Here is a 19,086-nt window from a genome sequence, read left to right on the forward strand (position 1 = left end):
GAATTCGAGGCCGACCTGATCCGAGCACGCACCCGCGAAGGGATGCAAGTCGCCAAAGCGGCTGGCCAGCTCCGCGGCAAGTGAGAAGGAGCTGTGAGGGACGATCTGCGACGACGAACGGTGCAGTCTCCGCGTCGAAACCGCGAGGCTTTGCCCGCGGGCCGGGCCGGTCACTCCTGCGCCATCGGGCGCGCCTCCATAATAAAGGTCTAACCATCCGAAGGAGCGCATCATGGCCGACGTTCGCAAGTCCGCAAAGCAGACCGCCGCTCGCACTCGCGCACGCGAGAAAGCAGCCGAGTTCCGCGCACAGCACGACAAGCTCGAACAACTCGCCACCGACTACTTCGTTGCCACCGACTCCCTCAAAGAAATCGAGGCATCCGCACAGAAGGAAATAGCCGCGGTCCGTGAGCGGACAGCCAAACGGAGCGCGGCTGCACGAGCCACCGCTGACGCTGTGATCGCCTCCATGCTCGCGCTCGGCACGCCTCGCGCCGAGGTTGCCGACCGTCTCGGCATTCCCACCCGCGACGTCAAGAAGCTCCCCGTTGACCCGAAGGAAAGCCAGCCGCAGAAGACGAAAGAGTCCGCGACTATGTCGACGGTTTTGTAGGCTGCTGGATCCCAGCAACTCTGAAAATCGACGGAGCCGTGCCGGTTCGTTCGAGGGTCCGGTTCTTGATCTGATTGAGCAGGACGTTGCGAGGCCAGGCATTCTGTACGGCCTTTTTCGCATACGACTCCCGAGTTTCGATCGTGTCGAGTTTGTCGAGGGAAATCATGATGTGCCCCCACGCCAATGTCCCAGCGGCCTGCTGGGACATTGCTGTCCTGGGCGCCCAGGCGGCAGCAAGTCGTGTTGCGGCGCGCCCCGTTGTTCGGTTAGGTCGCGACCGTCGACCGTTCGAAATTAGTCGTGCTTGACCGTCGAGGAAACGGGCCGAATCATGGCTGCCATCGAGACCACGTCGCCGCGCGGGAAGGGACTGCGCGATGGTCCGACTGGCGCTTTCAACCAGGCTCGCCGCGGCGACATCGCATTACTGCGGCTGGACGATATCGACTGGAACTAGACGAGATCCGCCTGGTGCAGCTCAAGTCGTCGGCGCTGTTGCCGTTGTCACTTTCGGCGGAATGTGCGCGGCCCACGAGTGTATCCATCGCGGTCAGACCATGTGATGCCGGCCGATGGGCAGCATCAGCGGCTTGCCGGAGGTCGGATCGATGATCATCTGGCTGTCCAAACCGAACACAGCGCGCACGCCCTCCTCTGTGAGTACCTCAGCCGGCGTGCCCCTAGAATACACCTGCCCAGCGGCGAGGGCTACGAGGTGATCAGCGTACCGAGCGGCGAGGTTCAGGTCGTGCAGCACCATCACGATCGTCGTGCCGCGGGTGCGGTTGAGGTCGGTAAGTAGGTCGAGCACCTCGATTTGGTGGCTCACGTCGAGAAACGTCGTGGGTTCGTCGAGCAGCAACAGATCGGTCTGCTGGGCGAGCGCCATCGCGATCCACACCCGCTGTCGCTGCCCGCCGGAGAGTTCATCCACACTCCGGTCGGCGAGGTCGACCGTCTCGGTCGCCTCGAGGGCATCGGCCACAGCGAGATCGTCGGCCGTGCTCCAGCGCGACAGTATGCCCTGGTGTGGGTTGCGGCCTCGGCCGACCAGATCGGCCACGGTGATGCCCTCCGGCGCGATCGGCGACTGCGGCAGCAAACCGAGCGTGCGCGCCAACTGTTTGGCCGGCATCCGGTGCACGCTCTTGCCGTCGAGGATGACGCGACCCGCGCGTGGCGCGAGCAGGCGTGACATCGACCGTAGCAGGGTGGATTTTCCGCACGCGTTCGCCCCGACGATCGCGGTTACCTCACCTGGCGGGACGTGCAGATCGAGATTCTCAATGACCGTGCGGTCGCCATAGCCGAGGGTGAGGTTCTCGATCAGGAGTGAATGTTCGATGCTCATAGCGAGTTCCCCGCGCGATTGGTGCGAATAATGAGATAGATCAAGTACGGCGCGCCAAGGACACCAGTGACGACACCGACCGGAAACCGCGTGCCGAAGGCGTACTGGCCGCAGAAGTCGGCGACGAGCACGAGTAGCGCCCCGACCAGCGCTGACGGCACCAGCAGCGACCCGCCGGGCCCAACGATGCGGCTGGCGATCGGGCCGGAGAGAAACGCGACGAACGCGATCGGTCCCGCGGCCGCCGTGGCGAAGGCGATCAGGCCGACCGCCGTGACGATCACGATGAGCCGCGAACGCTCAACGCGCACTCCCAAAGCGGATGCCGTATCGTCACCGAGCTGCGTCATCGCCAGGTTGCGAGATTGGCCGACCAGCACGGGAGCGAGCACGATGAGGGCGATGAGCACCGGAATGACCTGGCTCCAGCTGGTGCCGTTCAGGCTGCCAGTGAGCCAGCGCATCGCATTCTGCAGGTCCCATTCGGCCGCCTGGGTGAGGGAATAGGCGGTGATGCTGTCGAGCATGGCGGCGATACCGATGCCGATCAGAATGAGGCGGGTGCCAGCCACTCCGCCCTTGAAGGAGAGAACGTACACGAGCAGGGCGACGGCGAGGCCAGCAGCGATCGCGAGCACCGACACTGCGGTGTCGCTGAGCGAGAGGGTGACGATGGCCAGGGCGGCGGCCGCGCTCGCGCCCGAGCTGATGCCGATGATGTCGGGGCTGGCGAGTGGGTTGTGCAGCATTGTCTGAAAGGTGATACCGCCGAGGCCGAAGCACAGGCCGGCCAGAATCGCGAGCGATGCTCGCGGCAGGCGCAGGCGGCCGACCGTGAAGGTCGCGCCCGGAACGTCCTGACCGAACATCACGCCGATCACGTCGGCGGGCGGGTAGAAGGTCTGGCCGACCATTAGAGTGATCGCGAAGCCGACGACGATGATGGCAGCGAGCAGCGCCACGACCGAGCGTCGGCGAGCAGTGCGGCGAGTTCGACTCTGCCGGATGGCCTGGGCGGTGGCGAGCAGGGTCACAGTGACCGCACTTTCTGGCGACGCACTATATAGATGAAGAGGGGGGCTCCGATCAGGGCGGTGATGATGCCCACGTCAACTTCGCTGGGGCGGGCGATGACCCGGCCCAGCACGTCCGCTGCGGTGAGAAGCGCCGCTCCCAGAACGGCCGAGAACGGCAGCAGCCAGCGGTGGTCGACGCCGATGAAGAGGCGGCAGGCGTGCGGAACGACGAGGCCGACGAAGCCGATCGGCCCGGTCACCGCGGTGCACGCCGCGCAGAGAATGACTGCACCGAGTGCCGCGGTGCCACGCACCAGGGCAACGCGTTCGCCGAGGCCGGCCGCGACGTCGTCGCCGAGGGCGAGCGAATTGAGCGACCGGGCTGAGAGTAGGCTCCCGCCGAAGCCCACGAGCAGAAAGGGCACAACCTGTTCGATACTGACGAACGTCGCACCGCCGACTCCGCCGATCTGCCAAGAGAGAACGCCGCCGGCGATGTCGTTGCGCGGTAGCACGAGCGCAGTGACGACCGAGGCGAGAGCCGCCGAGGTTGCGGTACCGGCCAGCGCGAGCTTCAGAGGCGTCGCGCCACCGCGCCCGAGCGAACCAACCGTGTAGACGAAGGTCGCGGTGACGGCGGCGCCCATGATGGCCACCCAGATGAAGCTCGTCGACGTGTTCAGGCCGAAGAAGGCGATACCGGTGACGACAGCGAGGACGGCTCCCACGTTGACGCCGAGAATTCCGGGGTCGGCGAGGGGATTCCGAGTGACACCCTGCATGACGGCGCCGGACAGGCCCAGGGCCGCTCCGGCCAGAACCGCGAGAACGGTGCGGGGGATGCGCGTGGCGACGGCGGCCTCGTCGAAGCCTTCGGCTGAACCGCCGAGTGCGGCCCAAATATCGGTCCAGCCGACCTCGCGGGAACCGATCGTGACGGAGGTCAGCATAAGGCCGAGCAGCACGACTAGCGCGAGCAGCAGCCAGGCCGAACGCAGCAGGTGCGGGCGCCGCACGATGGCGGCGCCCGGTATTGCTGGGTTCATCAGGCCTTGTCGGCTGCCGCAGCGAGGAGTGCGGCGTAGTCGTCGAGTACCCAGGAGATAGAGAGCGGCGTCGGGTTCGCGGCGGTGCCGAGGGGGCTGGATCCGGACAGGTTCACGATGGCGCCGTTGGCGACGGCTGGCATCTGCGAGAGGATCGGGTGGGCTTCGAGTGCGGTGACCAGGTCGGTTCCGCCGTAGGTGACGATGATGTCGACATCGTTGAAGGCATCCGCTTGTTCGGCGCTTTGGGTGAGCGAGAACTTATCGGTGGCCGCCGACGCCGTGGCGATGCTCGGCGGGGTGACTAAGCCGAGGTCATCGAAGAACATGGCGCGGGTGTCGTTGGCCGTGTAGAAGCTGACCTCGCTGAGGTCGGCGGTGTCGACGTGGGTCAGGAACATGGCGGTCTTGCCCACGAGCGACGCGTGCTCGGCGGCGGTGTCGGTGATCTCTTGCTCGAGTTCGGCGATGAGGGCCTGGCCCTCCTCGGCCAGGCCGAGTCCCTCACTATTGAGGGCGATCGTGTCCCGCCACGAGGTGCCCCAGGCGGTTTCCGGGTAGGCGACGACGGGAGCAATCTCGCTCAGGGTGTCGTAGTCCTCCTGGGTGAGGCCGGAGTAGGCGGCGAGGATCACGTCGGGCCGGGTATCGGCGACGCCCTCGAAATCGATGCCATCCGTCTCGTCGAACAGCACGGGGGTCTCGGCCTTCAGCTCATCGAGCTTCTCCTTGACCCACGGGAGCAGGCCATCGGTGTCATCGTCGCCGAAGTTGGCGGCGGCCATCCCGACCGGGACGATGCCGAGCGCGAGGGGCACCTCGTGGTTGGCCCAGTTGACCGTGGCGACGCGTTCCGGCTTGGTCTCGATCACCGAAATGCCGAGGGCGTGCTCGATCGTGATTGGCGTGAAGTCGTCGGCGCCGGCGGCCGCGTCGTCGCTCGCGGTGGCGGGGGCGCAGGCGGTGAGCCCGATAGTGAGCAATGCGATGGCACCGAGTGCGATCAGTTTGGGGGTGCGAGACATGGGATCCTTTTTCTACTGCTACCGAAGTATAGGTTTGCCTTACCTAACCTAGGGGCGCAGCGGCGGCCTTGCAAAACGTCGTACAGTTGACCAGCCCTGTAGAAGGGCCCAAGACTGTTGGCCTCACGGAATCGGAGCGGTACACCTAACTCAGAAATTGTTCGGGCGCAATTTCGGCCCGAACAATGTTCGAGCAATACGGTAGCTACCCGGCATCGGATCAACCACAAGCTCCAACCCCGAGCGGGCACAAATGCGCATCAACCGGAGAAAGAATCATCAATGACGGCCTGAGTCGCTGTGGCGGCGTCCTTGAAGCGGTCGTCACGAATGGCGGTGACCGGGGTGTCATATCCAAGCCACGGGTTCGCCGCAATGAACCACGCGTGGGCAACGTGCTCACCTTCAGCATCGTCCAGCATCGTCCAGCATCGTCCACTTCGTTTCAGCCCGCCAAGAAACGCGGCGTATCCGTCAGGTAGAACAATCTCAGCACGAGCCATGCCCTCATTGTCTCCCGCCCCAGATCACAGAACGGTCACCGGGCTTCCGACTAGAAGCGACTCGTTAGCGTCCGCCGATGTAAGCCCGAGCCGCCGCCATCACATCTTTGGACCGCCCATCCGAGAGCGCCTCGGCCGGCGAAGCATCATCGAGCTGTGGGTTCATCCCCATGAACCAAGCTCGGGCAACTTCGGGCGACTCAACCGACATGAGCAATTCCAACACCTGGAACGTATCTCGCAACACGTGCTCACACGCATACGGCGGCCGAACCATCCCGCTTGCCCAACGGGCGATCGTGCGGGTACCCTTGCCAACAATCACCCCCAGAAGCACCTGGCCAAAAACTCGTTCCGGTCAGTTAAGGCAACGGCGAGAATACCGGGGTACGTGCCTCAATTTGAATGAGGCAGGACACCTGCTCAGTCCGTTAATCAGTCCGTTAATCAGTCGATATCATCCCTTGTGCCAGGAATATCGCAGGGCTCAAGGCTTGGATTCCTTGGCGTCGTGGAGCGTCCTGATTGACAGCATAATTACTTCAGAGCTACGAGATCCTGTCGTTGCGGCGGGTTTGCGCCCGCGCGCGAGGTGGTCACGCCAGCTACGCGGGCGGCCCACGTCCCGATCCGCATTAGGGTGAATTCGTCGAGGTGTTGTAGCCCCTCTCGAAGCGCAATATCGACGATGGCGCCCATCGCAGAATCACCAGCGCCGATGGTGTCGGCGACCTTGATTCGGGCAGCTGGCACCCCGACTCGTGCCTCCGCCGAAGCGAGAAGCATCCCCTTGGCGCCGAGCGTCACGACCGCGAGCCTGGCTCCCAGCTCAAGCAGCCGGTCGAGCACAGCATCAGCAAGTTCTCCCGGGTAGAGCCAGTCCGCATCTTCGTCGCTGAGCTTGATGATGTCGCAGCATCCGGAGAGGGCTTCGAAGGTTTCCCGCGCGTGAGCGGGCGAACCAATGAGGGCACGGCGGATGTTTGGGTCCAGGCTGCTCGTCACCCCGGCTGGCAGCGACGCGAGAAGCGCCCGGACCGCTTGGGCGCTTGGCGGGTGGAACGCGGCGATTGACCCCGTGTGTACGTGGGTTGCTGCGCCGAGCTCCACCCGCTGCGAACTAAAGCTGATGTTGAAGGTGTACTCGGCGGAGCCGTCCGGTTGCAGTCGGGCGTGCGCGGTTGAGGTCTGGCCAACCGGGCGTGGTTCGACGAGCACGTTGGATGCGGCGAGGTGCTGGTGGGCACATGCACCGCGCTCATCGTCGGCGAGATCGGTGACGAACCGTAGAGGGTTGCCGAGGCGGGCTAGGGTGAGGGCAACATTGGCCGGCGAGCCGCCAACGTGCTCTGTGGTCACCCCGTCGCGATCGACGATATCGATGATGGTCTCCCCCACCACGAGTACGTTGGGGGCAGCTGCGGGTCGATTTGTGGTCATGTCAAGGACCTGTTCAGATCGCGATCGGCTCGACAAGCAGCGACGTGAGTGGGGCGCGGGGAAAAATCTGCTGGGTGATCGCGACTGTGCCGTCGTCAACGAAGACTTCGAGGATCGTGGCGTCGATGACGATCGTGAGATGCACGTACGCACAGTGGCTCAGAAGGGGTGCACTGTCCACAGAGGGGAAAGCGGGGTGGAAGTCCACTGCGCCGCTGTGCGTGCGGTCGGAGGAGATGGTGCGTTCGTCGCCATCGATCATCAGAACTACCCGATCGTCAGTGGCGCCGGTCAGGGCCACTTCGGTTCGCTCACCGGGACCGCACGGCACGGCGACCTTGAAGACAGTGACGGCCGAAGGCTCGGCCGGGAGCACGGGCTGTTGGGCGACCCGCAGCCGGCCATCCGCGAAGCGTACGAGGGTCACCTCGCGAACAAGAGACATCGCCGAACGCCAGGGGTGGGTGGGCGTCGCATTGGCGTACTCCCAGTTGCTGGCCCAGCCAATCATGAGACGTCGACCATCAGGCACATCGTTGAACGACACCGCCGCATAGTAATCCCGGCCGTAGTCAAGCCAGTCAAAGGTCGAGGGGTCGGTGGAGTCGGAGAGCCGGTCCGGTGTGAAGATACTGCCGTCGAAGTCCCCGATGAAGTATTGCGTGCCGGAACCTCCCGCGATCGAACCGGGATTGAGGCTCACCACCAACACCCAGCGGGTCTCATCAGTACCGTGAATAGTCAGCGGGAAAAGGTCGGGGCATTCCCACACTCCCCCCATAGCGTGAGCGGGCCCGAAATGGGACTGCCGGGTCCAGGTCATGAGGTCGACGGAAGTGTAAATGACCACGCGGAAGTTGGTCGCCTCCACGGCGACCATTACCCAGTAGCCGTCGTCCCCGCCGTACCAGAACACCTTAGGGTCGCGAAATTCCGAGGATCCGATGTCCAGCACCGGGTTGCCCGGGTACCGGGTCCAGGATATTCCGGCGTCGAGGCTGTAGGCCAACGACTGCGCTTGAACGGAGGGGCCGTCGATCAGTGGCGGGCGGGCGCTGGTATAGATCGCAACGAGTGCGGTCTGTCCGGGCCCCGCGAATCCGGCTGTGTTGCGCACATCGGCGACCGCGCTGCCCGAGAAGGCCATCTCGTCGGCGGTGGCGGGAATGGCGATGGGCTGCTCGGTCCACGACACCAGGTCGGTGGACGTGGCGTGCCCCCAGGAGATGTTCCCCCAAGTGTCGCCAAACGGGTTGGTTTGAAAGAAGAGGTGGTACACGCCGTCGTGGTAGAGCAGCCCGTTGGGGTCGTTCAGCCAGGTGCTCTTAGCGGTGAAGTGGGCCACGGGACGTGGCGAGGAGGTGAGCGTGTTGTCAAGAGAAAATGTTGGTTCGGGTCGGGTGGTCGTCATGAGTGCTCCTGACGTGTCAGTCGTTTGATCGGTCGGTCGGGTGGTACGTGAGTGACGGGCGCGCAGGTAATGAGGTAAGCGGCTCGTGCGGGCGGGCGCCCGCACGAGCCGGCGGGTTACTCTCCGCCCTCTTGAAAGCGGTCGTAGGCCTGCTGGTAGGTGGCGATGACGTTGTCGACGCCCAAGGACTCCAGCTGGGACACATAGCCGTCCCACTCCTTGTCCACGGTTCCGTTGACAATCCAGGCCGCAAATTTCTCTTTCACCAATGCGTTGATGTCGGTCACAGCGAAGGAGGTCTGGTCGAGCTCCTCTGTAGAGAGCATCACCGGCGGGTAGGCCTCGTTGGCTTTGAACGGGACGTAGAACTCAGTGACCAGGTCCTGGCGTTCCTTCGCTCGGGGCTCGGGTGCCACAACCGTTTCAAAGTCCTCCGTGGTGGTGATCTTCGGGCCGCCGGGAGCGACTTTCTGGCGGCGCTCACCCTCGGTTTCTCCGCCCGTAGCCGGGATCTGCACGAGGACACCTGCGGCGTCTTCTTCAAGCGTTACCCCGACAGGGCCCCAGTTGACCTGCGCGGACATCACCGGGTCGAATAGTCGGTCGGCCCACCGCATGGTGGCTGACGGATATTCGTTGGATCGCGTGATGGCCATCGCACCGCGGCTGATCTCCTGATTGTTCGCAACGCTCGCGAGCTTGTCACCGTCGATGTTTTCCAGAATGCCGACCAGCGCGTAGTCGTCGACGCGGTCCGCACCGACCATCTCCTTCGCCTCCCACCAGAAGAACGAGCCGAGAACCGCGGTGTCCGCCTTACCCTTCGAGAGATACGCGACGTCGTCCTGCGAGAACGATTCCTGATCGATCAGGCCATCTGCATGCCAGTCGGCCAGGGCGGCGACACCCTCCCGGTAGCCCTCAGTGTTGGCCGTGAACTCGACCTTGCCGTCCCGCACGATTCGGTGATCGTTGTTCTCGGGCTGGGCGCCCAGCGCGGCGATCAGGTCGTTGGGGTTGGCGGCGAAGGAATCGGTGCGGAACGACAGCGGGATCTCGTCGGCCTCACCGTTCCCGTTGGGGTCCTGAATAGCGAACGCCTCCAACGCGTCGCGGTACTCCTCGATCGCGGTCGGCATGGGCAGTCCGAGCGCATCCAGCCATGCCGTGTTGATGTAGAGGAAGTTCGGGAACTGCAGAATGCCGAGCTCCTCGACCGACGGGAGCGTGTAGATGTGACCGTCGGAGGCAGTGATCGCAGCCCGGATGTCTGGACGGTCATCGAGGATTCCGGACAGGGTCGGCGCGTACTCCTCGATCAGATCTTCCAACGGCAGCAGGGTGCCGTTGCCGCCGTACTGCACAATGTCAGCGTCGGTCAGGCCCGAGTTGTACAGCACGTCAGGAAGATCGTCGCTGGCGAGCATCAGGTTCTTCTTCTCGATGTACACCTGCTCGGGAAGGTTCTTCCAGCTGATCGCAATGTTGGTGTCCGCTTCCCACTGCTGCACGAGGGCCATGTCAGCATAGTCGGGGGCCAGAGCCGATTTCGTGCCGCCGAAGGTCAGCGACAGGGTATCCGTGACGATCGGGAGGCCGTCGGTCTGAAACCCGAAGTCGGCAGACTTGTCCTCGGTCTTAGTGGTGTCGCCGCCGGCCGAGCAGCTGGCGAGCAGCAGCACGCCGCTCATGCCCAGGGCCATGCGGGTGAAGAAACTACGGTGTCTCATCTGTGTTCCGATCTTCTGTGTGGTGTGGTTGTGGATGGGCATGGGAGGTCAGCTCTTAACGGCACCGAGCAAGGCACCCTTGGTGAAGTGCTTCTGCATGAACGGCAGCACGATCAACAGTGGAAGCGTGGAGATGACGATCATTCCGTACTTGATCAGCTCGCCCAAGCGCTGGGCGGCGGCGTAGGAATCCAACGCACCAGAGCCACCGGCCGAGGACACCTCGGACTGGATGAGCACGTTGCGCAGCACTAGCTGCAACGGGTACTTGCTCTGGTCCTCCAGGAAGATCAACGCGTCGAAGAACGCATTCCAGTTGGCCACCAGGTGGATCATGATCATCAGGAAGATCAGCGGCTTCGACAGCGGCAGCACAATGCTCCAGAAAAACCGGAAGTCATGCGCCCCGTCGAGTTGGGCCGCATCCCGCAGCTCGGAGGGAACGTTGTTCTCGAAGAAAGCACGGGCGATAATCAGGTTCCAAACCCCAATGGCACCGGGGAGCACGACGGCCCAGATCGAGTCCAGAATGCCGAGGTCGCGCACCACCAGATAACGGGCGATGAGGCCACCGTCGATGAACATGGTAATGATGAACAGGAGCATGAAGAACGTGCGCCCGTACAAGTCCTTCCGAGAAAGCGTGTAGGCGGCGCAGAGCACCGAGACCACGCTGATGCAGGTGCCGACCACCGTGTACAGGATCGAGTTGCCGAAGCCGCGCAGGATGGTGGGGTCCGAAAAGATCCGGGCGTAGCCCTCGACCGTGAAACCTCTAGGCCACAACCACACGTTGCCGTTGAGGATCTCGGAGGGTTCGCTGAACGAGGCGATCACGATGAAGTACATCGGGTAGAGGATCGCCAGGATCACCAGAAGCAGCCCGCCGACGGCGACGACGTTGAAGACTGGATCCGCCATGCGGGAGCGCCAACTGCCGCCGGTGGCGGTGCGGGGTGCGGCCGCGCGGCGGAGCGGAGCGGGCATCGGCTCGGCGAGCGGAGCGTCGGAGGCGTGGGTGATGTGGGTCATGGCTTCGTCACCAGAGACTTGATTGGCCCGCCTTGCGGGCAACCTGGTTGAAGGTCAGCAGCAAGACGAGGTTGATGAGTGAGTTGAACAGCCCAATGGCCGCGGAGTAGCTGAACTGCGCCTGCTGCAGTCCGACCTTGTAGACGTAGGTCTGGATGACCTCGGAGGTGGGCAGGTTGAGGTCGGTCTGCATGAGTAGAACCTTCTCGAACCCCAGGTTGAACAGGTTGCCGATCGCCAGAATGAACAGGATCGTGATCACGGGCATGATGCCGGGGATGTCGATGTGTCGGATGCGCTGCATCTTGTTGGCGCCGTCGACCCGGGCGGCCTCGTGCAGGGACGGGTCGATGGCGGTGAGGGCGGCGAGGTACACGATCATCGAGAAGCCGGCATTCTGCCAGATATCTGACCCCACGAATAGAGGCCGAAACCATTCCGGTATCCCCATGAAAAATACTGGATCACCGCCGAATGTCTCGATGGCGTTGTTGACGATCCCGGCGCGGGGAGAAAACAGCAGGTGGATCATGCCGACGACCACAACGATTGAGATGAAGGACGGCGAGTAGAGCACTGTCTGGGTGAACTTCTTGAACCGCTCGCTCTGCAGCTGGTTAACGATCAACGCCAGGATGATTGGCACCGGGAAGGCCAGCAGCAGGCCCAACGCGTTCAGGCTCAGGGTGTTGACCAGGAGCCGCTCGAACTGGAACGAACTGACGAAGCGCGCGAAATGCTCCAAACCCACCCATGGGCTGCCGGAGAAGCCGTCCGCGGGGTTGTAGTCCCGGAACGCGATCTGGGCCCCGTACATCGGCCAGTACTTGAAGATAAGAAAGTAGACGACGGCCGGAGTCAGTAATACGTATAACTGCCATGATGCCAGCGCGCGTTTCAACGGGGAACGGCGCTTTCTTTTGGGCCGCACAACGGGCGGGGGCGTAACCGACCCTTGTGGGGGCGAAAGCTGAACTGTCATGCGGGCACCTTTGCACTCGCCACTGATCCACGGGAGATCAGTGAGCATTCAATGGGATTCTGACTGGGTTTCTGGTCTGCTTCATTCAGGAGGATCTCTACCGCCCGCCGAGCCATTCGCTCGTACGGCAGCTCCATCGTGGTCAGCCCGGGATCCAAGAAGGGCGCGATGGTCTCCTGGTTGTCGAAACCGATGATGGAGCAGTCAGTGGGGGCGCGCAGGCCCAGGGTCTCAAGGGCACGGTACGCACCCCAGGCAGTACGGTCGTTTCCGCAGAAGATGGCGGTTGGCCGGTTGGCTTGCCCCATCAGATCCGCCGTGAGTTCAAGCCCATCCTCGACCACGCCGGTGCCAAATCGCAGCTGGCTTGGATCCTCGTCAATGCCGGCCTCGGCCAAGGCCCGCCGATATCCAGCGAGACGCCCGATTCCGGCGGGCAGGTCACTCTCGGGCGACTGGATGTTGATCATGGCGATGCGTCGATGGCCTGCCTCGATCAGGGTGCGCGTGGCTGTGTAGCCTCCGAGCTCTTCGTCAGGGAAGACGCTGGACACCAACCCCGCACGGTCGCGCGCGTTTACCACGACGGTGGGCACGTCACGCAGCGCGAGCGGGAGGTCCACGACCCGGTGGTACATCGTCGCATAGACAACGCCTTGCACGCGGTACGAAAGCATCATGTCGATCGCGGCCGCCTCGAGCTCGGCGGTGTTGTAGGTGTCAACGCTGAGGATGACGTGGCCGTTCTGCCAGGCCAGCAGCTGGGCACCCTTGAGAAGCTTGCCGGCGAAGGGCGCGCTGGCGACCTCGTCGGAGATGAACCCGATGATGCCAGACTCGCCGCTGCGCAGCGTCTTGGCGAAAGCATTGGTGCGGTAACCGAGCTCGTGCACGGTCGCCATCACGCGTGCGCGGGTGGCATCGGTGACGCGATTGCTCGGCGCGTTGTTCAGCACGAGGGACACTGTGGCCTGGGAAACGCCCGCACGTTCGGCGACCTCCCACATGGTCGTCGCTCGGCTCTTTTGAGCCATTCCGGTCACCTCCTCGTGAATGTCAGTTAATCGTATGACTGACCATAACTCTCCCATGACGCCGAGTCAAGCGATGTGGGTCGCAACGGTAAATGGCGGTGTTTTCGCCAGCGCTATTTGCATAGGTGCCGCGGTAAAGGTCACGGATGAAGTCCATGGTGTACTGGTCGAGCGTTCCTCGCTCGTAATACCCGCGCGTGACCAGGTACTCGAGCTTCTCACCCGGACGGCTGAAGTGCCTCGTGTTTCTTGCGGGCAGATCGGGTAAGCAGACCATCGCTTCGGACAGGGCTCATTCTCATGGCGTCTTGCGCTCGGTAGCCAGCGCCCCCACTGGCTCTTCTCCACGCGAGCGGAGGACGTATTCTATTGCCATGACGGTCTCGCAAGCCGTGCTCGGATTCGCGGCAGTCGCCGCGATCCTCACGATCATCCCCCGACTGGACACGACGCTGGTGCTCCGTTTCGTTTGCCTCCCACACCTCGAGGTACGGGGTGAATGGGCGCCCGGCAGTGATGCCCTCGAGCGATGCCGCGGCAACGCGGGCGTGCTGCTGCAGCTGCTCGCCGGAGAGCGTCACTGTTCGCTCCGTCCGAACGTTCCGGGGTCGACCGGCCGCTTCGCATGGGGCAGGTTCTCGACCACGAGTCGGTAGGACTCGGTGACGAGGTCATCGACGAGATCCTTCTGCAGGGTCCCACCTGGGCGCAGGGTAATCCAGTGCTGCTTGTTCATGTGGTAGCCCGGGGTGATGTCCTCGTATTGCGCGCGGAGTGCTTTTGCGTCCTCCGGGTCGGCCTTGACAATCACGATCGGCTCCCCGGTTATATCTGTCATCAGCATGAAAACCTTCTCGCGTACCTTAAACACGTCCCAATCCGGCCCGAACGGATGCACCAACCCAGCTCCAGGTAACTCCTCAACGCGACTGCGCGCATACTGCTGCAACGCCTTATCCTTCATGGTCACCCTCCTGAGGTCACTGTAGCTCCGCTCGGGTCGCCGCTGCGTCCCGATGCTGATCAGCTTGTGAGACAGCGGGGCCTCTCAATTTCCTCCCTCGCTCCTTACATCATGGCTCAGCCCAAAGGCGCGGTGCCTGTTGCAGGTCCCGCGTCTTTGTGTCTACCCGGGGTCATGCCCTCGAGGAACTCCTACGTTTCCGCACCAGCACCGGGCGACGATGTAGCCCGCGGGTAACTATGTCTCGGCGGAATTGCCAACGATGGCACGGCGTGGAGGTATGTGAGCGATGTAGATCATAACTATCCGGATGGTCAGTACGTCACCTGCAACCGTGTGGAAACTCGGGCGAACAAGTCAGCGCCGGGGCATCTGTTCTGTTGAGCTGGTCGATGAGCGCGAGCCCCCGATTCGCCCACTGGATCTCCTGCTCGGCCCGCGCGATCAACCCCTCGTAGGTGTAGCTCTTATAGGCGCGGATGCTGGCGTGCTCACTCGTCGGAGCGTGAGCGAGGCGTTTCTCGAGCATGGTGCTCGTTCCGGTGTCGATCTCGCGCACCTTTTCGAGCCACTCGGTACGCTGTTCGTCGAAGTTCGCGATATGCGCTCGCAGCTGCGCGCGGGCCGCTTCCGGCTGGGCCCACTCGAGGTAGGCGGCCTTGAGGTGGGCCGGGTCGCGCTCCCGGGTGTAGCTGAGCGGCTCGTTCATCCACGCCCGAAAGGCATCGAGCCCGGCCTCGGTCACGTGGTACTCGCGCTTCTTGCCACGCGGCCCCCACGGCACCTCGGTGCCGACGAGCAGCCCGCCGGCCTCCATGCGGCGCAGTTCCGGGTAAATCTGCGAGTCGGGGGCATGCCAGACATGCGAAACGGATGCCTGGAACGCCTTCGACAGGTCGTAGCCGGTCATCGGTTCTACGGTGAGGAGCGCCAGGAGCGCGTGTCGAAGGCTCACGAAAAATCCCGTCTCAGTCTTGACTGTAGCTACTTGAAAGTAACTACCAGCATAGATAGTCTGGACCAGCGCGAACTATCTATGGGGATAGTTAGCTGACCGGAGGTTTTCAATGACGATTATCCAGACCAAGAGTTCGACCACCAACAAGGTGCTCAACTACCCGCTTAACACCTGGTACGTTGCCGCCTGGGACCACGAGGTCACCCGCAAGCTGATCTCCCGCAAGGTCGCCGACAAGCCGCTCGCCATTTACCGCACCGAAGACGGCCGGCCCGTCGCGCTCGCCGACGCCTGCTGGCACCGCCTCGCCCCACTGTCTCAGGGCAAGGTGCTCGCCAAAGACGAGATCCAGTGCCCGTACCACGGCATCGTTTACAACTCGGCTGGCCGCTGCGTCTCGATGCCCGCCCAGGAGACCATCAACCCGAGCGCGACGGTGCCTTCCTACCCGGTCGTCGAACGCCACCGCTTTCTCTGGGTCTGGCTCGGCGATGCCACGCTCGCCAACCCCGACACCATTCCCGACATGCACCAGATGGACCACCCCGAGTGGGCGGGTGACGGCCTGACCATTCCGGTCACCTGCAACTACCAGCTCGTGCTCGACAACCTGATGGACCTCACCCACGAAGAATTCGTGCACGGTTCGAGCATCGGCCAGGCCGAACTGAGCGAGAGCGACTTCGAGGTCACCCACGATGACACCACCGTTACCGTCTCGCGCTGGATGCACAATATCGATGCGCCGCCGTTCTGGCTGAAGAATATGCGCGACAAGTTTCCGGGTTTCACCGGCAAGGTCGACCGGTGGCAGATCATCCACTTTGAAGCGCCCTCGACCATCAACATCGATGTGGGGGTGGCCAAGGCTGGCACCGGAGCGAAAGAGGGCGACCGTAGCCAGGGCGTCAACGGCTACGTCATGAACACGATCACCCCTGAAACGGCCCGCAGTGCCCACTACTTTTGGGCGTTCATGCGCAATTACCGTCTGGAGAGCCAGCTGATCACCTCACAGTTGCGCGCCGGGGTCTCCGGCGTGTTCAAGGAGGACGAGGACATGCTCCTGGCCCAGCAGACTGCCATCGACGCCAACCCCGACTACGAGTTTTACAACCTCAATATTGACGCCGGCGGTCTGTGGGTGCGCCGCCTCATTGAGCGGATGCTCGAGGCCGAGGGCCGCCCGGTCTCCGCCGGCCGCGCTGGCCGCGTGAGCGCCGCCAACTAGGCGGGCACGAACATGGCAGCCACCAATATTGAGGTCTGGCAGCAGGCGACGGTCGTCGAGACCGTGGCCGTCGCCAGCAATATCCAGCGCATCGTGCTGGCGCCAACCTCACCCAAACGGGCCGAACCCGGTTCGCACCTCGACCTGTTCGTCACGATCGACGGCGCGCGGCACAAACGCTCCTACTCCGTCGTCGACTCCACCGAGGACGGCTCGCGGGTCGCGATCAGCGTGCTGAAAGCGCCGATGTCCCGCGGCGGCTCGATCTTCATGCACTCTTTGCAGCCGGGCGGCACGCTCGAGATCACCCAGCCGCTACAGAACTTTCCACTGCGGGTCGGCGCGCCCAGCTACGTGCTGCTGGCCGGCGGCATCGGCGTGACCGCGATCGTCAATATGGCGCGGGTACTGAAAAATCTCGGGGCGAATTACACGCTCATCTACGCGGCGCGCAGTCGCGAGCGCATGGCCTACCTGCCCGAGCTGCTCGCGCTGCACGGCGACAGGCTGCGGGTGCACATCGACGACGAGGGCACCGAATTGTCAGTGGCCGAGTTGGTCGGCAGCGTCGACCCGCAGGCCGAGCTCTACATGTGCGGGCCGATCCGCCTGATGGATGCGGTGCGCCGCGCCTGGTGCGAACGCGAGCTCAACTACCCCAACCTGCGGTTCGAAACTTTCGGCAACAGCGGCTGGTACGACCCCGAGGAGTTCATCGTGCGGGTGCCGCGCCTCGGCGTCGAAGCGCGCGTGCCCGCTGGTCGGTCGATGCTCGAAGCACTCGAAGATGCCGGCGTCGAGATGATGTTCGACTGCCGCAAGGGCGAATGCGGCCTGTGCGAGGTCAAGGTGCTTGCGCTCGAAGGCACCATTGACCACCGCGATGTGTTTTACAGCGAACGCCAGCAGCACGCTGCTGAGAAAATGTGCTGCTGCGTTTCACGCGCCGTCACCTCACCCACTGGCCTGCAAGCGGATGCCGCACGCGGCGCTCCCGCGATTGTCACGATCGCCGTCGCCTAGCCGATAACACAACACAGCGGATGCCCCGACGAGTTACGCCGGGGCATCCGCTTTTATCTGTGCGCAGTTACTTCAGGGCGGCTCTGCGCTGCGCGGTAATCTGCTCGGTGACCGGGCCGAGTTTGGCGCGCTGAATCTTGGCGTAGACGTGCGAGCGCAGCTCCATGAAGCGGGGCAGGGCGCGGGTGTTGAGCTGGTCGCGCTCGGCAGGCAGGTCGATGGTGAGGTCTTCCTGTACGACGGTCGGCGAGCTCGAGAGCACGATGACGCGTTCGTCAAGATAGACCGACTCGTCGATGTCGTGGGTGGCTTGCCATCGACGCGGGCAGTTGGCGGGCGTCTGGACTCGAGTAGATAAGGGCCTTCTCACGAGCTCCGGTGAGCGCCGACAACACTGATCCGGTAGCACGAGGAAAGCAGTGCCTAAGAAGTCTGCCCCGCCAGGGCATCATCGCGGTTCCAAGCGACGGCGAGATTTCTTCGAATCGGAAGCATGGCCAGAGGCAGGAATTCCTGTGGGGCGTCTGGCACGGCGCGGAGACTCGGTAGTCGGGTGAACAGTACCCGCAGTGCGGCCGCTCCCTGAGCGCGTCCCAGGGGTTGGCCAAGACAGGCATGGCGACCTTTAGTGAACGCGTAGTGATCCTCGGGATTTTCCCGGTGGATGTCCCATTTCTCGGGGTCTGCGTAGTGCGTGGGATCAGTGTTGGCGCTGGCAAGGGCGAGCCAGAGCATGTCGCCCTTCGTGACGGCGACACCCGAGATCTCTACATCGCGGGCTGCCTGTCGGGATGCGAACGGGGCTGAGGGCCGACGCCGGACCGTCTCCTCGATGACGCGTGACCACAGCGAAGCATCCGCTTGCGCCTGAGCCAATTGCTCAGGCGCCGCCGAGAGAAACAGAATCGCGTTTGCGATCGCTTGGGCCGTCGTATCAGTGCCGGCTGCCGAGAATTCGGTAAGGTGCATGGCAATCCGCTCGGCCGATAATGCCGGGCCGCCTTCGCGGTTCCGGGCAGTAGCCATCGTCGTGATGATGTCATTGCCGCTTCCCTCACGACGCTCCTCGACAAGAGCCCGCAGCCGCAGCTGAGCCCTAGTATAACGATCCCATACCTGAGTGCAGCGTGGTTCTTCCATCGGTTCGCGACCGCTCGCCAAGATCGCAAAATGGTCGTCGCGCAACGTGCGCATCATGCGTTCATCCTCATCTGGCAATCCGAGCAATGCCATGAGGGTTTGCGTGGTCAGTTCGAGGCAATACTCATCCATCAGGTCCACGGCACCTGCGTCGGCGAATCTGTCGATGATGCGGTGGGCGCGCGCCTCGATTTCGGGAACCAAAGCGTCTATCACCGGCTTGAGAAAGCCTCGTTGGGCCACTCTGCGGGCCTCTGTATGCTCGGGCGGGTCCATGCTGATCATGATCTTGGACATCAGTGACGAGGGAACAATCTCGGCGAACTTATCGGGGACGGGGATATTGCCGCCGTTTCCCAGGCAGGAAAATGATTCCCAGTCCATGAGAACGGCATCCACGTCCTCCCGACGCGTTACGATCCACGTGTGCAGCTCGGGGGACCAAAAAACAGGATTGTCCTTACGCGCCTGGACGTACATGCTGGCAGGATCACGCAGGGCGGCCATGCCGGTTGGGTTGAATTCCGGCGGTGCGGTCGGTCGTTCAGAAGTTGGCGTTGTCATAAAAGAGCTCCTCGAGT

19 protein-coding genes and 3 pseudogenes are annotated in these 19,086 nt (G+C 63.3%); 5 read left to right on the forward strand and 17 right to left on the reverse strand.

Translation table 11 applies throughout. From position 1 onward, the window contains the following. Positions 1-81, forward strand: a pseudogene (locus CXY78_RS21470) (recombinase family protein); the annotation flags it as partial. A gap of 151 nt (positions 82-232) precedes the next feature. Further along, entirely contained in the window at positions 233-616 is a 384-nt protein-coding gene (locus tag CXY78_RS02790; RefSeq protein ID WP_104087930.1) for a hypothetical protein, read from the forward strand. On the opposite strand, the gene CXY78_RS02795 is transcribed toward CXY78_RS02790, so the two are convergent. Continuing rightward, a complete protein-coding gene (locus tag CXY78_RS02795; protein WP_369827231.1) occupies positions 597-998 on the reverse strand; it encodes a DUF1016 N-terminal domain-containing protein in 402 nt (133 codons plus the stop codon). The two genes, CXY78_RS02790 and CXY78_RS02795, sit on opposite strands and share 20 nt — an antisense overlap. Here CXY78_RS02795 and CXY78_RS21830 point away from each other — a divergent pair. Continuing rightward, the gene (locus tag CXY78_RS21830) at positions 951-1,076 is read left to right on the forward strand and encodes a hypothetical protein (protein ID WP_255410380.1); all 126 of its coding nucleotides are present in this window, start codon (positions 951-953) and stop codon (positions 1,074-1,076) included. The two genes, CXY78_RS02795 and CXY78_RS21830, sit on opposite strands and share 48 nt — an antisense overlap. Positions 1,077-1,169: 93 nt before the next feature. On the opposite strand, the gene CXY78_RS02800 is transcribed toward CXY78_RS21830, so the two are convergent. The 14 genes and pseudogenes from CXY78_RS02800 to CXY78_RS02870 all read right to left on the reverse strand — a co-directional run bounded on the left by CXY78_RS02800 (position 1,170) and on the right by CXY78_RS02870 (position 15,108). Next, on the reverse strand, positions 1,170-1,970 hold the full coding sequence (locus CXY78_RS02800; RefSeq protein ID WP_104087932.1) for an ABC transporter ATP-binding protein: 801 nt from the start codon (positions 1,968-1,970) through the stop codon (positions 1,170-1,172). After that, positions 1,967-3,004 (reverse strand): iron chelate uptake ABC transporter family permease subunit, encoded by a 1,038-nt coding sequence (locus CXY78_RS02805; protein WP_199182569.1) that lies wholly within the window; start codon positions 3,002-3,004, stop codon positions 1,967-1,969. Before CXY78_RS02805 ends, CXY78_RS02800 begins: the two co-directional genes overlap by 4 nt. Next, complete coding sequence (locus tag CXY78_RS02810; protein WP_104087934.1) at positions 3,001-4,032, reverse strand: iron ABC transporter permease; 1,032 nt, start codon at positions 4,030-4,032, stop codon at positions 3,001-3,003. The genes CXY78_RS02805 and CXY78_RS02810 overlap by 4 nt, the downstream gene beginning before the upstream one ends. Next, on the reverse strand, positions 4,032-5,057 hold the full coding sequence (locus tag CXY78_RS02815) for an iron-siderophore ABC transporter substrate-binding protein (protein WP_104087936.1): 1,026 nt from the start codon (positions 5,055-5,057) through the stop codon (positions 4,032-4,034). The genes CXY78_RS02810 and CXY78_RS02815 overlap by 1 nt, the downstream gene beginning before the upstream one ends. A 260-nt stretch (positions 5,058-5,317) precedes the next feature. Beyond that, on the reverse strand, positions 5,318-5,560 hold the full coding sequence (locus tag CXY78_RS20635; protein ID WP_140425637.1) for a hypothetical protein: 243 nt from the start codon (positions 5,558-5,560) through the stop codon (positions 5,318-5,320). Positions 5,561-6,097: 537 nt separating this feature from the next. Continuing rightward, positions 6,098-7,000 carry a carbohydrate kinase gene (locus CXY78_RS02825; RefSeq protein WP_104087938.1) on the reverse strand — a complete coding sequence of 301 codons (903 nt, stop codon included), beginning with the start codon at positions 6,998-7,000 and terminating at the stop codon, positions 6,098-6,100. 13 nt (positions 7,001-7,013) lie between these two features. Further along, complete coding sequence (locus tag CXY78_RS02830) at positions 7,014-8,411, reverse strand: glycoside hydrolase family 32 protein (protein WP_104087940.1); 1,398 nt, start codon at positions 8,409-8,411, stop codon at positions 7,014-7,016. Positions 8,412-8,527: 116 nt separating this feature from the next. Next, positions 8,528-10,141, reverse strand: a complete 1,614-nt coding sequence (locus CXY78_RS02835) for an extracellular solute-binding protein (protein WP_104088048.1) — start codon at positions 10,139-10,141, stop codon at positions 8,528-8,530. Between the two features lie 48 nt (positions 10,142-10,189). Beyond that, a complete protein-coding gene (locus CXY78_RS02840) occupies positions 10,190-11,173 on the reverse strand; it encodes a carbohydrate ABC transporter permease (protein WP_233206064.1) in 984 nt (327 codons plus the stop codon). Positions 11,174-11,180: 7 nt separating this feature from the next. Next, positions 11,181-11,990 (reverse strand): sugar ABC transporter permease, encoded by an 810-nt coding sequence (locus CXY78_RS02845; RefSeq protein WP_199182570.1) that lies wholly within the window; start codon positions 11,988-11,990, stop codon positions 11,181-11,183. Positions 11,991-12,151: 161 nt separating this feature from the next. Next, complete coding sequence (locus tag CXY78_RS02850; RefSeq protein WP_233206065.1) at positions 12,152-13,189, reverse strand: LacI family DNA-binding transcriptional regulator; 1,038 nt, start codon at positions 13,187-13,189, stop codon at positions 12,152-12,154. A 121-nt stretch (positions 13,190-13,310) separates the two neighbouring features. Next, positions 13,311-13,436 (reverse strand): annotated as a pseudogene (locus CXY78_RS21835) (hypothetical protein); the annotation flags it as partial. 330 nt (positions 13,437-13,766) lie between these two features. Then, positions 13,767-14,153: an MmcQ/YjbR family DNA-binding protein gene (locus CXY78_RS02865; RefSeq protein WP_104087946.1), complete on the reverse strand. Its 387-nt coding sequence runs from the start codon at positions 14,151-14,153 to the stop codon at positions 13,767-13,769. Positions 14,154-14,475: 322 nt separating this feature from the next. Next, the gene (locus tag CXY78_RS02870; protein WP_104087947.1) at positions 14,476-15,108 is read right to left on the reverse strand and encodes a PadR family transcriptional regulator; all 633 of its coding nucleotides are present in this window, start codon (positions 15,106-15,108) and stop codon (positions 14,476-14,478) included. A 112-nt stretch (positions 15,109-15,220) separates the two neighbouring features. Between CXY78_RS02870 and CXY78_RS02875 the strand changes: the two genes are divergently transcribed. Next, positions 15,221-16,342, forward strand: coding sequence for an aromatic ring-hydroxylating dioxygenase subunit alpha (locus tag CXY78_RS02875; protein ID WP_104087949.1), 1,122 nt, complete (start codon positions 15,221-15,223; stop codon positions 16,340-16,342). Between the two features lie 12 nt (positions 16,343-16,354). Next, a complete protein-coding gene (locus tag CXY78_RS02880; RefSeq protein WP_104087951.1) occupies positions 16,355-17,365 on the forward strand; it encodes a PDR/VanB family oxidoreductase in 1,011 nt (336 codons plus the stop codon). 67 nt (positions 17,366-17,432) lie between these two features. On the opposite strand, the pseudogene CXY78_RS02885 reads toward CXY78_RS02880, so the two are convergent. Together CXY78_RS02885 and CXY78_RS02890 are read right to left on the reverse strand one after the other, a co-directional pair. Next, positions 17,433-17,672: pseudogene (locus CXY78_RS02885) on the reverse strand (ABC transporter ATP-binding protein); the annotation flags it as partial. Positions 17,673-17,788: 116 nt separating this feature from the next. After that, positions 17,789-19,069 carry a cytochrome P450 gene (locus tag CXY78_RS02890; RefSeq protein ID WP_104087953.1) on the reverse strand — a complete coding sequence of 427 codons (1,281 nt, stop codon included), beginning with the start codon at positions 19,067-19,069 and terminating at the stop codon, positions 17,789-17,791. Positions 19,070-19,086: the final 17 nt, after the last annotated feature.

This window comes from Cryobacterium sp. N19 (assembly GCF_002929595.1).
Lineage (GTDB): Bacteria > Actinomycetota > Actinomycetes > Actinomycetales > Microbacteriaceae > Cryobacterium > Cryobacterium flavum.

Bases quoted from the DNA above. Each gene is read 5' to 3' on its own strand.
- CXY78_RS02790 (WP_104087930.1), top strand. From the start codon at position 233: ATGGCCGACGTTCGCAAGTCCGCAAAGCAGACCGCCGCTCGCACTCGC.
- CXY78_RS21830 (WP_255410380.1), top strand. From the start codon at position 951: ATGGCTGCCATCGAGACCACGTCGCCGCGCGGGAAGGGACTGCGCGAT.
- CXY78_RS02800 (WP_104087932.1), bottom strand. From the start codon at position 1,970: ATGAGCATCGAACATTCACTCCTGATCGAGAACCTCACCCTCGGCTAT.
- CXY78_RS02810 (WP_104087934.1), bottom strand. From the start codon at position 4,032: ATGAACCCAGCAATACCGGGCGCCGCCATCGTGCGGCGCCCGCACCTG.
- CXY78_RS02815 (WP_104087936.1), bottom strand. From the start codon at position 5,057: ATGTCTCGCACCCCCAAACTGATCGCACTCGGTGCCATCGCATTGCTC.
- CXY78_RS20635 (WP_140425637.1), bottom strand. From the start codon at position 5,560: ATGGCTCGTGCTGAGATTGTTCTACCTGACGGATACGCCGCGTTTCTT.
- CXY78_RS02825 (WP_104087938.1), bottom strand. From the start codon at position 7,000: ATGACCACAAATCGACCCGCAGCTGCCCCCAACGTACTCGTGGTGGGG.
- CXY78_RS02830 (WP_104087940.1), bottom strand. From the start codon at position 8,411: ATGACGACCACCCGACCCGAACCAACATTTTCTCTTGACAACACGCTC.
- CXY78_RS02835 (WP_104088048.1), bottom strand. From the start codon at position 10,141: ATGAGACACCGTAGTTTCTTCACCCGCATGGCCCTGGGCATGAGCGGC.
- CXY78_RS02840 (WP_233206064.1), bottom strand. From the start codon at position 11,173: ATGACCCACATCACCCACGCCTCCGACGCTCCGCTCGCCGAGCCGATG.
- CXY78_RS02845 (WP_199182570.1), bottom strand. From the start codon at position 11,990: ATGTACGGGGCCCAGATCGCGTTCCGGGACTACAACCCCGCGGACGGC.
- CXY78_RS02850 (WP_233206065.1), bottom strand. From the start codon at position 13,189: ATGGCTCAAAAGAGCCGAGCGACGACCATGTGGGAGGTCGCCGAACGT.
- CXY78_RS02865 (WP_104087946.1), bottom strand. From the start codon at position 14,153: ATGAAGGATAAGGCGTTGCAGCAGTATGCGCGCAGTCGCGTTGAGGAG.
- CXY78_RS02875 (WP_104087949.1), top strand. From the start codon at position 15,221: ATGACGATTATCCAGACCAAGAGTTCGACCACCAACAAGGTGCTCAAC.
- CXY78_RS02880 (WP_104087951.1), top strand. From the start codon at position 16,355: ATGGCAGCCACCAATATTGAGGTCTGGCAGCAGGCGACGGTCGTCGAG.
- CXY78_RS02890 (WP_104087953.1), bottom strand. From the start codon at position 19,069: ATGACAACGCCAACTTCTGAACGACCGACCGCACCGCCGGAATTCAAC.